The organism is Komagataeibacter rhaeticus (assembly GCF_011611525.1).
Classification (GTDB): domain Bacteria; phylum Pseudomonadota; class Alphaproteobacteria; order Acetobacterales; family Acetobacteraceae; genus Komagataeibacter; species Komagataeibacter rhaeticus.
The window spans coordinates 884,139-897,330 of the sequence record NZ_CP050139.1; the positions used below are offsets into that span (position 1 = coordinate 884,139).

The following is a 13,192-nucleotide window of genomic DNA, read 5'->3' on the forward strand; positions in this document are numbered from 1 at the left end:
CACTCATTCTGCGATGGGGCCATTGCCTTTTTTGGTGAGGTGACAGGAGCCGGGCAGGTTCCATATATAACGCAAGAGGGAACACGCGGCTGTTCCGGCTGTCGGCCTTGAGGGGGGCAGGGCAGTCCTGTGGCCGGCATGACGGGGGGAACAGAGTTGACGGAGATCCGACACACCATTCGTTTCTATGTGGGGGACGAATGCCACACGCTGGCGCATACGCCGCCCACGCGCACGCTGCTGGACTGGCTGCGCGAGGAGCAGGGCCGCACCGGTACCAAGGAAGGCTGTAACGAAGGCGATTGCGGTGCCTGCACCGTGCTGGTGGTACGGCTGGAAGGCGACCGGCTGGTCTGGCGCGCGGTCAATGCGTGCATCCAGTTCGTATGCATGCTTGATGGCGCGCAGGTACTGACCATCGAGGACATCCGCGCGCCCGACGGTACGCTCCACCCGGTGCAGCAGGCCATGGTGGACCATCACGGCTCGCAATGCGGGTTCTGCACGCCGGGCTTTGTCATGTCCATGGTGGCGGGGCGCAAGGCGGCGGGGCTGGCGCAGGACGAGCGCGGCATTGATGACATGCTGGCGGGCAATCTGTGCCGCTGCACCGGCTACGCGCCCATCGTGCGCGCCATGCGCCACGCCATGGAAGCCGGCCCCGACCATTTTGACGCCATGGCGCAGGACATGGCAGCAAGGCTGGAACGCCTGCGCGATGGCGCAACTGTGGAGATCAGTGGCCCGACCGGCAGCCTGAGCATTCCCGCGACCGTGGACGGGCTGGCCGCGACCATGCAGGAACACCCCGATGCCCGGATCGTGGCGGGGGCGACGGATGTCGGCCTGTGGGTGACCAAGGGCCTGCGCGTGCTGCCGCATGTCGTCTCCATTGGCCAGATACCCGAACTGCGGCGGATCGAACACAGGCCGGACGGCCTGTATGTCGGGGCCGCTGTCACATGGCAGGAAGCCCGCGCGGCGCTGGCCGATGTGCTGCCCCAGCCGGATGAGGAGGTGTTCCGCCGCATCGGTTCGGTGCAGGTCCGCAACGCGGGTACGGTATGCGGCAACATTGCCAATGGCTCCCCCATCGGGGACGGACCGCCGGTGCTGATCGCGGCGGGTGCCCGGCTGCACCTGCGCCGTGGTGACGTACGGCGCAGCATGGCGCTGGAGGATTTCTTCATCGATTACGGCAAACAGGACCGCGCGCCGGATGAGTTTGTGGAAGGCGTCACCATTCCCGTGCCGGGGCCGGATACGGCCATCCGGGCGTGGAAGGTGTCCAAGCGGTTCGATCAGGACATTTCGGCCATTCTGGGGGCATTCTCGCTTACGCTGGCGCCTGATGGCCGCATTGCCGATATCCGCATCGCCTTTGGTGGCATGGCGGCCACCCCGCGCCGTGCCAGCCATACGGAAGCGGCCATGCGCGGCCGGATATGGGATGAACCCACGCTGGAAGCCGCGCGCGCGGCAATGGCGATGGATTTCGCCCCCATTTCCGACATGCGGGCGAGTGACTGGTACCGCCGCACCGTTGCCGCCAACCTGCTGACACGCCTGTATGCCGATTGCGGGCCGGAGGGCGCGCGCGCGCCGATCAGCGTGCAGGCCGCCTGCACCGGACGCGGAGAACACGCCCATGGCTGACGCAAACATGCCTGCCGCCGCCGCAATCCCGGCCGTGGCGGACACGATCGTGCCCGGCGGGGCCTCACGCAGCCTGCGGCATGAAAGTGCCGCCATGCATGTGCAGGGCAGCGCCAGCTATATTGATGACCTGCCCGAACCCCGTGGCACGCTGCACCTTGTGCCCGGCCTGAGCACGCGCGCGCATGCCCGCGTGCTGTCCATGGACCTGAGCGCCGTGCGGCAGGCCGAGGGGGTCGTGGGTGTCTATACCGCCGCCGACATTCCCGGTGACAACCAGATCAGCCCGGTGGGCAAGGGCGATGAGCCGCTGCTGGCGACCGATCTGGTCGCGTTTTACGGTCAGCCGCTGTTTGTCGTGGCCGCCACCACGCGCGGGGCCGCGCGCCGGGCGGCACGGCTGGCCCGGGTCGAGTATGAAGACCTGCCCGCCATCCTGAACGTGGCGCAGGCCCGTGAGGCCGGTAGCCCCATGGTCTGGCGGCCCATGGAAATGAAGCGTGGCGATGCGCAGGCCGGCCTTGCCCACGCGCCGCGCCGCCTGTCGGGCCGCATGACCGTGGGCGGGCAGGAGCATTTCTATCTGGAAGGCCAGATCGCCCTGGCCCGCCCCGGTGAGGAAGGGGAGATGCATGTCATCTCCTCCACCCAGCACCCGACCGAGACCCAGCACATGGTTGCCCACGTGCTCGACCGCCCGTCCAACCTCATCACCACCGAAGTGCGGCGGATGGGTGGCGGTTTTGGTGGCAAGGAAACGCAGGCCAATGCTTGCGCCTGCCTCGCAGCCCTCGTGGCCGACCGCACCGGCCGTGCGGCCAAGATGCGCCTTGACCGTGATGACGACATGACCATGACCGGCAAGCGGCATGACTTTGTGATCGACTATGATGTCGGCTTTACCGATGAAGGCCGGATCGTGGCGGTGGACATGGTGCTGGCCGCGCGCTGCGGCTGGTCGGCCGACCTGTCCGGCCCGGTGATCGACCGGGCGCTGTTCCATGCCGATAACGCCTATTTCTACCCCGATGTGCGCCTGCGTTCCGAGCCGCTGCGCACCAATACCCAGTCCAACACCGCCTATCGCGGTTTTGGCGGCCCGCAGGGCATTGTTGCCGCCGAGCGCGTGATCGAGGAAGTGGCCTTCGCCACCGGCCTCGACCCGCTGGAAGTCAGGCTGCGCAACGTGTACGGCACGCATGACCGTAACGTGACGCCCTACAACATGGTGGTGGAGGATTCGATCACCCACGACCTGCTGCCCCAGCTGGCCCGGCGCTGCCACTATGCGCAGCGGCGCGAGGCCGCCCGCGCGTTCAACGCGGGCAGCCGCCACCTGCGGCGCGGCATTGCCATAACACCGGTCAAGTTCGGCATCTCGTTCACCGCCACCCATTACAACCAGGCCGGTGCGCTGGTGCATGTCTATACCGATGGGTCGGTGCAGGTGAACCATGGCGGCACCGAAATGGGGCAGGGCCTGCATACCAAGATGGTGCAGGTGGTCATGCGCGAACTCGGGCTGGGCACTGACAGGGTGCGCATTACCGCCACCACCACGGGCAAGGTGCCCAATACATCGGCCACCGCTGCGTCCAGTGGCGCGGACCTCAACGGCATGGCGGTGCTGGACGCGGTGCGCCGCATCAAGCGCAGGCTGGTGGAATTCGCGGCCGCCCACTGGAACGTGGGCGAGGATGAAGTCCGCTTCCTGCCCGATGGCGTGCATGTGGGGCAGAAGGTGATCGCGTTCGCCCACCTGACGCGGCAGGCCTATTTTGCCCGCATCTCCATGTCCGCCAACGGGTTTTACAAGACGCCCAAGATCTCGTGGAACGGGGATACGGGGCAGGGGCGGCCATTCTATTATTTCGCCTATGGCGCCGCCTGTTCCGAAGTCATTGTCGATCTGCTGACGGGCGAGATGAAGATCGAGCGCGTCGATATCCTGCATGATGCAGGCGAGTCGCTGAACCCGGTGCTCGATATCGGCCAGATCGAGGGGGGCTTCGTGCAGGGGGCGGGCTGGCTGACATGTGAGGAACTGGTATGGGATGGCGCGGGCCGCCTGCGCACCCACGCGCCCAGCACCTACAAGATCCCGGCCTGTTCCGACCGTCCGCGTGTGTTCAATGTGGACCTGCTGGAAAATGCGCCCAATCGGGAGCACACCATCTTCCGCTCCAAGGCGGTGGGGGAGCCGCCCTTCGTGCATGGTGTCTCGGTCCTGCAGGCCATATCGGATGCGCTGGCCAGCCTTGATGGCTACCGCACCTGCCCGCGGCTGGATGCCCCCGCCACGCCGGAGATGATCCTGCGCACGGTGGAACGCATGCGCAACGGCCCGCTGCCCGCCGCCTGACCCATGGACATGCAGATGCGGGCCGATCTGGTGCGGTGGCGGCTGGAAGGCCAGCCCGTGGCACGGGTCAGCGTGTCTGGCGCGCGTGGCTCCACCCCGCGCGCGGCCGGGACCTTCATGCTGCTTACGGCCAGTGAACAGTCGGGCACGATTGGTGGCGGGGATCTGGAATGGAATGCGATCCATCAGGCCCGCGCCCTGCTGCGCACGGGTGGTGCGCGGCAGGAGGTACGCATAAGCCTTGGCGGTAACTCGGGCCAGTGCTGCGGCGGGGAAGTCACGCTTACGCTTGACCTGCCCGACGCGGATGAACTGGAAGACGTGCTGGCCCGGCTTGAACAGGCGCGGCGTACCCAGCCGCTGCTCCTGCTGTTTGGTGCCGGGCATGTGGGGCGCGCGCTGGCCCATGTGCTCGCCCCCCTGCCGCTGCGGCTGGCATGGTGCGATTCGCGCCCGCATGAATTCGGCCCCACCATTCCCCCCGGCGTCACGGTGCATGATGATGGGGACTGGGAAGGGCTGGTGGCCACGGCACCCCCCGGTTCCGGCGCACTGGTCCTGACACAGAGCCATGCGCTGGACAGCCTGATTGTTGCATCCATTCTCGAACGGGGTGATTTTCGCTATGTCGGGCTGATCGGCTCGGCCACCAAGCGCCGGCGGTTTGAAGCGGGGTTCCGCCAGATCGGCCTGCCCGATGCGCGGATCGCCACCATGGTCTGCCCGATAGGCGACCGGGGCGTGCGCGACAAGCGTCCCGCCGTGATCGCGGCACTGGTGGCGGCGGAAATCGTGACCCGTTTCCTGCATCCGGCGCAGGATGAGGGCACAGGATAAACGGGGATGACACGACCTTATGAATGATCCGCTTTCCCGCACCCCGCGCATGATGCGCCTGCATGCGCGCGGCATTTCGTATTTCAACGCCGTGCGGGAATGCCGCTCCATCCGTGAGGCGGCGCGCAGGCTCAATGTCACGCCGTCCGCCCTGACCCGGCAGCTGGCGCAGATGGAGGCCGAGATCGGCGCCCCGCTGTTCGACCGCCTGCCCGAGGGCATGGTGCTGACCGACGTGGGCACCATCATGGCCCGGCATATCGTGACCGTGATGCAGGACGCCGCCCGGACGGAAGAACAGATCAACGCCCTGTCCGGCCGCCATGACGGGCGGCTGCGCATCATGGCGGTGGAAGGGATCGCGGGACAGCTGATGCCCGCCCTGCTGGAGCGGATACTGGGCGCGTTTCCCACTGTTGAACTGCATGTGGAGGTGGGGTCGCCCAAGACCATCGTCTCCGCCCTGCAGGATGGGCGGGTGGATCTGGGCATTGCGTTCTCGCTGGCGCTCTATCCCGAACTGCGGCGGGTGGCGGTGGCGCATTTTCCCGTGGGGGCCGTGGTGCGGCCGGACCATCCGCTGGCGGCGCTGCGTACGGTTACGGTAGAGGAATGCGTGGCCTACCGCCTGATCCTGCCCACGCGCACGCTCTCGCTCTACCGGGTGATGGAACCGATGCTGCGCCCGTGGCAGGACCGGCTGAACGTGGTGCTGCATACCGGATCGATCGAACTGACCAACCGCATGGTGCAGGCGGGGGCGGGGCTTGCGTTCCAGTCCCCCCTGGCGCTGGAGACCCGGCCGGGGCAGGAACGCCTGTGCCATGTGCCCCTGCGCGATACCCGCGCGGTGACCGACCTTGGCGCCTATGTGCGCGAATCCCGCTGGCTGCCGCCACTGCTGGAAACCGTGATCGAGGAACTGCGTCAGGAACTGCGCCGTGTGCAGGGGGTGGGTGATGAACGGATTGTCTGACCCTGTGTTGCGTTTTGGGCAACGGAACGGTCAGATCATTATACTGGACGGAACACCGTCTGGTTTGATTAGATTTAACCATCATGGTGCGGTTGGGGGATATCCGCATGGCGCCGGGGGGCGCCATGCGGGCTGCATCATCAAACGCTGAAAACAGACGGGGACCCGCAGATGGATACCAACACGCAGCCCGGTACCGGGGCACAGGGCGGGCTTGCAGCACTGGACGCGGCGGTGCGCCGCGATCTGGAAATCATCCGCTACCCGCGCAGGGAATGGGTTCCCGCCATCGAGCATGATGGCCGGCGCGTGCTGGATGTCGCCATTATCGGCGCGGGGCAGGGCGGGCTTGCCACGGCCTTTGCCCTCAAGCGCAACAACATCACCAATGTCCGTATCTTCGATCGTGCCGCGAAGGGGGGCGAAGGCCCGTGGGTGACGTTTGCGCGCATGATCACGCTGCGTACGCCCAAATACGTGACCGGGCCCGATCTGGGCGTGCCCTCGCTCACGCCGCGTTCATGGTATGAGGCGCAGTTCGGGGCCGAAGCCTGGGAAAAGCTGGACAAGATCCCGCGCGGGCAGTGGCAGGCCTATCTGGACTGGTACCGCGACATCCTGGACCTGCCGGTTGCCAATGATCATGATTTCCAGGGTGTTACATGGGAAAACGGCCTGCTGCGCCTGACCTTTGGCCGGCCCGATGGCACGACGCATGTGCATTATGCCCGCAAGCTGGTGCTGGCCACCGGCATTGAAGGCTGTGGTACGTGGAATGTGCCCGATTTCATTCGTGAGGGGCTGCCGCGCACGCGCTATGCCCACACATCCGAAGCCATTGATTTCGCGGCGCTTAAGGGTAAGCGCATCGGCGTGCTGGGGGCGGGGGCGTCCGCCTTCGATAACGCGGCCACCGCGCTGGAAGAGGGCGCGGGCAGTGTCACGCTGTGCCTGCGGCGTAAGGAAATCCCCTCCATCAACCCGTACCGGTGGATGGAGAATACCGGCTTCCTGGCCTATTACCCCGCCCTGTCCGATGACCTGCGCTGGGGCTTCATGCGCCGGATATTCGAGCTGAACCAGCCGCCGCCGCAGGATACGTTCTGGCGCTGCCGCCGCCATGCCAATTTCTCTTACCGCACCGGCTGCCCGTGGACGGCGGTGCGCATGGAAGGCGACGAGATCGTGGTCGATTCGCCCACTGGTGAGATGCGCTTCGATTTCGTGATCATCGGGACCGGCTTTGCAACCGATCTCGCGCTCCGGCCGGAAACGAAGTCGTTTGCCGCATCCGTGGCGCTGTGGGGGGACCGTTACACCGCGCCCGGGGGTTCGGAAAGTGCGGTGCTGGAAAGCTATCCCTATCTGGGCGCCAATTATCAGTTCCAGCCGCGCAGCAAGGATGACCCATTGGCGCCAATGCTTGCGAACATTCACAATTTCACCTTTTCGGCCACGCCCAGCATGGGGCTTTCGGGGGCCTCGATCAGCGGCATGCGCTTTGGCGTGGAGCGCCTGGCCCACGGGCTGGGGCGTGACCTTTATGTGGCGGATGGCCAGAAGCACCTGGAAAGTCTGCTGTCCTATGACGTGCAGGAACTGGTCAGTCTTGACCCACCTGTTGCATGATGCGTCCCGGGTAGATTTATCCATTCGGGAGATAGTGAGTAGATGAGCAGCGCTGCACGCCTTTCCCCTTCCGCGCCCGGTACCGGCGCGGGGGGACATGATGACCGCAAGGTCCCACCCGTATCCGACATGGCGCGGGGCATCGGGCTGTCCGTTCCGGCCGCCAGCCTGCCCGACGTCGTGGCGAATGCCGTGCTGCTGCAGGGCTATGCCGATCTGCTTGCGGGATTTGCGCTGCCCGATACGTGTGAACCCGCCTATGAGTACACGCCATGAGCGCTGACATGCAGCCCGGCGGTGCGGCCTTTGCCATTGCGGCGGACGTGCGGGCCGGACGGCGCAGCGCGGTTTCGGTCGTGACGGGCGTGATCGCGGATATCGAGGCACGGGACACCCGCTTCAACAGCGTGACCCGCATTCTTGGCCCCGCCGCCGTGGCGCAGGCGGAGGACGTGGACAGGGCCGTGGCGGCAGGGCGGGACCCCGGCCCGCTGGCGGGCGTGCCCTTTGGCGTAAAAGACCTGTTTGACGTGCAGGGCGAAGTGACCACCGCAGGCTCCATCGTGCTGCGTGACAACCTGCCCGCATCACGGGATGCCGCCGTGGTGGCCCGCCTGCGCGCGGCGGGTGCCGTGCCGGTGGCGACGCTGAACATGGATGAGTTCGCCTACGGCTTCTCCACCGAAAACGCGCATACCGGCACCACCCGCAACCCGCATGACCCGGCATGCCTGGCCGGTGGCTCATCGGGCGGGTCGGCGGCTTCGGTCGCGGCGGGGCTGCTGCCGTTCGCGCTTGGGTCGGACACCAATGGCTCGATCCGCGTGCCGTCCTCGCTCTGCGGGGTGTGGGGGCTGAAGCCCACCTATGGGCAGGTGCCGCTGCAGGGGGTCTATCCGTTCGTGGCCAGTCTTGACGTGGTCGGGCCGATGGCGTCCACGGTTGAGGACCTGCAGGCCGTCTATACCATCATGGCGGACCGGAGCCCGATGGCGCTGCCGGATGTGGGGTCGGTGCGTGTTGCCCGTCTGGGCGGCTGGTTTGCCAGCAACATCAGCCCTGAAATGGCGGCGGGCATTGATGCGGTCATGGCGCATCTGGGCGGTGACAGGGTGATCGAACTGCCAGAAGTCGCGCGTGCGCGGGCCTCGGCCTTCCTGATCACGGCGGCCGAAGGGGGCAACCTGCACCTGCCGCGCCTGCGCCTGCGTTCCATGCAGTATGATCCGGCAACGCGTTCGCGGCTTATGGCCGGGGCCATGCTGCCTGCCGCCACCTTCGTGCAGGCACAGCGCTTCCGCCGCTGGTTCCGTGCCCGGGTGCATGAAGCCCTGGCGCAGGCCGATGTGCTGGTGGCCCCCATCACGGTGGGCGTTGCGCCACGCATCGACCAGCCCGCCATCATCGTGGATGGCAAAAGCGTGTCGGCCCGCGCCAATCTTGGTATTTTCACCCAGCCGATCAGCCTGACGGGCCTGCCCGTCCTGGCCGTGCCGCTGGCGGTGGCGGGGATGCCGCTGGGTATCCAGCTTGTTGGCGCCCCCGGCGCCGAGGACCGGCTGTTTGCCGTGGCGGCCGAACTGCAGCGCGCGGGTCTTGCGGCCTGCCGCCCGCTGGGTGCGGGTTACGCGCGGAAGGACAGCTGATGCTCAATACGCCGCGCTCGTGCCGGGGCATGGTCACATCCCCGCATCATCTGGCCAGCCAGGCGGGACTGGATGTACTCAAGGCCGGTGGCACCGCGCTGGAGGCCGCCGTCGCCACGGCTGCGGCCCTTGCCGTGGTCTATCCGCACATGACCGGCATTGGCGGGGATGCCTTCTGGCTGACCATGTGGCCCGATGGCCGCGTGGAAACCATAGATGCCTGCGGGGCGGCCGCCGCCCGGGCCGATGTGGGCTTCTACCGTGCCGCCGGGCTGGATGCCATTCCGTGGCGCGGCCCGTTTGCGGCCAATACGGTGGCCGGTACCGTGTCCGGCTGGGACATGGCGCTTTCATGGAGCCATGCCGTGGCGCCGGGCCTGCCGCTGGGGCGCATATTGCGTGATGCACTGTACTATGCCGAACAGGGCGCGCCCGTTACCGCAAGTGCCGCCGAACTGACCGCGCGGAAAGCGGACGAACTGCGTGACGTGCCCGGATTTGCCGCGCAGTTCATGCCCGGTGGCCGCCTGCCGCAGGTGGGCGACATCCTGCACAACCCCCGTCTTGCCGGTACGCTGCGACAGCTGGCGGATCAGGGGCTGGACAGCTTCTATCGTGGCACGGTGGCGCGTGAACTGGCCGCCGACCTGGCCGATCTGGGCAGCCCGCTTACGCTGGCGGACCTTCAGGCGCACCGGGCCAGCCACCAGCCCGCGCTGCATGCCCGCATCCGTGGGGTGGACCTGTATAACATGGCCCCCCCCACGCAGGGCGTGGCCTCGCTGCTGATCCTGGCCCTGTTTGACCGCCTGCGGGCGGGGCAGGTGGATGATTTCGATTACCTGCATGGTCTGGTGGAAGCAACCAAGCAGGCTTTCCGCTACCGTGATACCCATGTGGGCGATCCCGCCTACATGACCGTGCAGGCGCAGGACATCCTGGATGACCGCAAGGCGCTGGACCGCATGGCCGCCGCCATCGACCCCGACCACGCCGCCCCTTGGCCATGGCAGTCGCAGGCGGGCGATACGGTCTGGCTGGGCGTGATCGATTCCGACGGGCTGGCAGTGAGCATGATCCAGAGCCTGTATTTCGAATACGGTTCGGGTATCGTGCTGCCCCGCACCGGCGTGGTCTGGCAGAACCGTGGCACCAGCTTCGGGCTTGACCCGCAGGGGTGGAACGGCCTGCAGCCCGGTCGCAAGCCCTTCCATACCCTTAACCCCGCCGGTGCCCGGTTCGATGACGGGCGCACCATGGTCTATGGCACCATGGGGGGCGAGGGCCAGCCGCAGACACAGGCCGCCATCTTCACCCGCTACGCCCGCTATGGCGTGCCATTGCAGCAGGCGGTCACGGCACCGCGCTGGCTGCTGGGGCGGACATGGGGGGAGGCAAGCGTCAGCCTGAAATACGAGGACCGCTTCGACCCCGAAGTGATTGCCCGCATGCAGGCGGCGGGCCACCAGATGGAACGGGTGGAGGCGTTTTCCTCCACCATGGGGCATGCGGGGGCGCTGGTGCGCCACCCGTCCGGCCTGCTGGAAGGGGCGACCGACCCGCGTAGCGATGGATGTGTGGCAGCATGGTAATTCTGATGGACAGGCTTGATACCCCCTCGGGCCAGCGTGCGGTCGCGCGCTGCACCGAACTGGGCCGGGCACCGTATTCGGATATGGAGGGCGGGCTGTTCCGCCCCTATCTCGGCCCATCCTACCGCGCAACGTGCGAACGGCTGGCGCAGTGGATGGAACAGGCGGGCATGGCCACGCGCATGGACGCGGCGGGCAATCTGGTCGGGCGGTATGAGGGGCTGGTCCCTGATGCCCCGGCCGTGCTGCTCGGCTCACATATCGACAGCGTGCGTGATGGCGGTTTCTATGACGGCATGCTGGGTGTGATTCTGGGGATCGAGACGGTGGCGCATTTCGCGCATGCGGGGAAACGCTTTCCCTTCGCGCTGGAAGTCATCGGGTTTGGTGATGAGGAAGGATCGCGCTTTCCCACCGGCATGCTGACTTCCCACGCCGTGGCGGGCGTGCCGCAGGACCCGGACCCGGCCATGGCCGACTGGGCGGGGGAGGCGACGCTGGCCAGCGCGCTGGCGGAATTCGGCCTTGATGCCGGGCATATGCACCGTGCCGCACGCAGGCGGGACGGCATTCTGGCCTATGTGGAAGCCCATATCGAACAGGGGCCCGCGCTGGAGGCGGCGGATCGCGCGCTGGGCGTGGTCAGCGCCATTGCCGCCCAGCAGCGCTACCGCATCACCCTGCGCGGCATGGCGGGCCATGCGGGTACCGTGGCCATGGCGCTGCGGCGCGATGCGCTGGCGGGGGCTGCCGACATCATCCTGGCGGCCGAGCGGATCGGGCGCGCGGGCACGGACGGGCTGGTGGCCACGGTTGGCTCGCTGGACGTGGTGCCGGGGGCCGCCAACGTGGTGCCGGGAGAGGTGGTGCTGAGCCTTGATGTCCGCGCCGGGAGCAATGCGGGGCGTGACCAGGCGGTGGCGGACATACTGCAGGCGGCCCGCCATACCTGTGCCCAGCGCGGGCTTGAGATGGACATCACCCTCCAGCAGGATCTTGACGCGACACCCTGTGACGGACGGCTGACGGAACTGATGGAACAGGCGGTTGGCAGCGTGACCGGCGCGCCCGCGCCCGTGCTGGTCAGCGGGGCGGGGCATGATGCGATGATCATGGCGCATCTGGCCCCGGTTTCCATGCTGTTCATCCGCTGTGCGGGGGGGATCAGCCACAATCCCGCCGAATCCGTGACACCCGCCGACACCGATGCGGCCTTCCGTGCCCTCATCACCTTTATCGGACTTCTTGAAAGACATTCCGGATGACGCAGACCTTCTACGGCCAGATCAACCCGCCAGCCCGCCTCCTGATGGGGCCGGGGCCGGTCAACGCCCATCCGCGCGTGCTGCGCGCCATGGCCGCCGACATGCTGGGACAGTTCGATCCCGAGATGACGGAATACATGAACCAGACGATGGACCTCTATCGCCGGGTGTTCATGACCAAAAACCGCTGGACCATGCTGGTCGATGGCACGGCGCGCGCAGGCATCGAGGCGGCACTCGTCTCGCTGGTTGAGCCGGGGATGAAGCTGCTGATCGTCCGCGCGGGCCGCTTTGGCCTGCTGCTGTCCGAAATTGCCACCCGTATCGGGGCCGAGATTGCAACGCTGGACATCCCGTGGGGGGAAGTGGCCACGCTGGAGCAGATTGAAGGCGCGATCAAGACCCATCGCCCGCAGGTGCTGGCCTGCATCCATGGCGATACCTCCACCACCATGGCCCAGCCGCTGGATGGCGTGGGGGCACTGTGCCGCGAGTATGACGTGCTGTCCTATGTCGATGCCACGGCAACCCTGGGGGGCATGGCGGTTGCGACCGACCACTGGGGGATCGATGTGGTCAGCGGTGGCCTGCAGAAATGCATGGGCGGGCCGCCGGGTTCCGCCCCCATCACCATTTCCGACCGGGCGGCGGCGCATATCTTTGCCCGCCGGCATGTGGAAGCGGGCATCCGTGGCGCGGATACGACCGATGGCGTGCGCGCGCGCATCCCGTCGAATTATCTCGATCTGGCCATGATCATGGATTACTGGTCCGAAAAGCGGCTCAACCACCATACCGAGGCGACCAGCATGCTGTACGCCGCGCGCGAGGCCGCGCGCATCATGGTGGAAGAAGGGCTGGAAGCCCGCTTTGCCCGTCATGCCAGTGCCTCGAAAGCCATGTGCGCGGGCCTGCGCGCCATGGGGCTGGACCTGTTTGGCAGCGATGCGCATCGCATGACCAACGTGACGGGTGTGTACATTCCCGCCAGCGTGGATGGCGAGCGGGTGCGGGCGCGCATGCGCAATGATTTCGAAATCGAGATCGGCACCGCGTTCGGCCCGCTGCAGGGCAGGATCTGGCGCATCGGCGCGATGGGCTATAATGCTGAAAAATCCAAGGTACTGCTCACGCTGGGCGCGCTTGAAGCCGCACTGCGTGCCGAGGGCCACCACTTTGTCGCGGGCGCGGGTGTGGACGCAGCCCTTGCCGCTTATGGTGCATGATGA

Annotated in this window: 10 protein-coding genes; all 10 read left to right on the forward strand. The window is 66.9% G+C overall.

Features of this window, described 5'->3' with window-relative positions; all coding sequences use genetic code 11:
* Positions 1 to 165: 165 nt before the first annotated feature.
* Positions 166 to 1,656, forward strand: a complete 1,491-nt coding sequence (gene xdhA, locus GWK63_RS04095; protein ID WP_050800745.1) for a xanthine dehydrogenase small subunit — start codon at positions 166 to 168, stop codon at positions 1,654 to 1,656.
* Positions 1,649 to 4,018: a xanthine dehydrogenase molybdopterin binding subunit gene (xdhB, locus tag GWK63_RS04100; RefSeq protein WP_050800739.1), complete on the forward strand. Its 2,370-nt coding sequence runs from the start codon at positions 1,649 to 1,651 to the stop codon at positions 4,016 to 4,018. The genes xdhA and xdhB overlap by 8 nt, the downstream gene beginning before the upstream one ends.
* Positions 4,019 to 4,021: 3 nt before the next feature.
* The gene (xdhC, locus tag GWK63_RS04105; protein WP_007399296.1) at positions 4,022 to 4,855 is read left to right on the forward strand and encodes a xanthine dehydrogenase accessory protein XdhC; all 834 of its coding nucleotides are present in this window, start codon (positions 4,022 to 4,024) and stop codon (positions 4,853 to 4,855) included.
* A gap of 19 nt (positions 4,856 to 4,874) precedes the next feature.
* Positions 4,875 to 5,831: a LysR family transcriptional regulator gene (locus GWK63_RS04110; protein WP_007399297.1), complete on the forward strand. Its 957-nt coding sequence runs from the start codon at positions 4,875 to 4,877 to the stop codon at positions 5,829 to 5,831.
* 171 nt (positions 5,832 to 6,002) lie between these two features.
* Entirely contained in the window at positions 6,003 to 7,460 is a 1,458-nt protein-coding gene (locus GWK63_RS04115; RefSeq protein ID WP_007399298.1) for an NAD(P)-binding domain-containing protein, read from the forward strand.
* Positions 7,461 to 7,502: 42 nt separating this feature from the next.
* On the forward strand, positions 7,503 to 7,736 hold the full coding sequence (locus tag GWK63_RS04120; protein WP_007399299.1) for a DUF4089 domain-containing protein: 234 nt from the start codon (positions 7,503 to 7,505) through the stop codon (positions 7,734 to 7,736).
* Positions 7,733 to 9,106, forward strand: a complete 1,374-nt coding sequence (locus GWK63_RS04125; protein ID WP_034931560.1) for an AtzE family amidohydrolase — start codon at positions 7,733 to 7,735, stop codon at positions 9,104 to 9,106. Before GWK63_RS04120 ends, GWK63_RS04125 begins: the two co-directional genes overlap by 4 nt.
* Entirely contained in the window at positions 9,106 to 10,698 is a 1,593-nt protein-coding gene (locus GWK63_RS04130; RefSeq protein WP_039999390.1) for a gamma-glutamyltransferase family protein, read from the forward strand. Before GWK63_RS04125 ends, GWK63_RS04130 begins: the two co-directional genes overlap by 1 nt.
* Positions 10,692 to 11,963, forward strand: a complete 1,272-nt coding sequence (locus tag GWK63_RS04135) for an allantoate amidohydrolase (protein WP_039999451.1) — start codon at positions 10,692 to 10,694, stop codon at positions 11,961 to 11,963. Before GWK63_RS04130 ends, GWK63_RS04135 begins: the two co-directional genes overlap by 7 nt.
* Positions 11,960 to 13,189 (forward strand): pyridoxal-phosphate-dependent aminotransferase family protein, encoded by a 1,230-nt coding sequence (locus GWK63_RS04140; protein ID WP_007399303.1) that lies wholly within the window; start codon positions 11,960 to 11,962, stop codon positions 13,187 to 13,189. Before GWK63_RS04135 ends, GWK63_RS04140 begins: the two co-directional genes overlap by 4 nt.
* Positions 13,190 to 13,192: the final 3 nt, after the last annotated feature.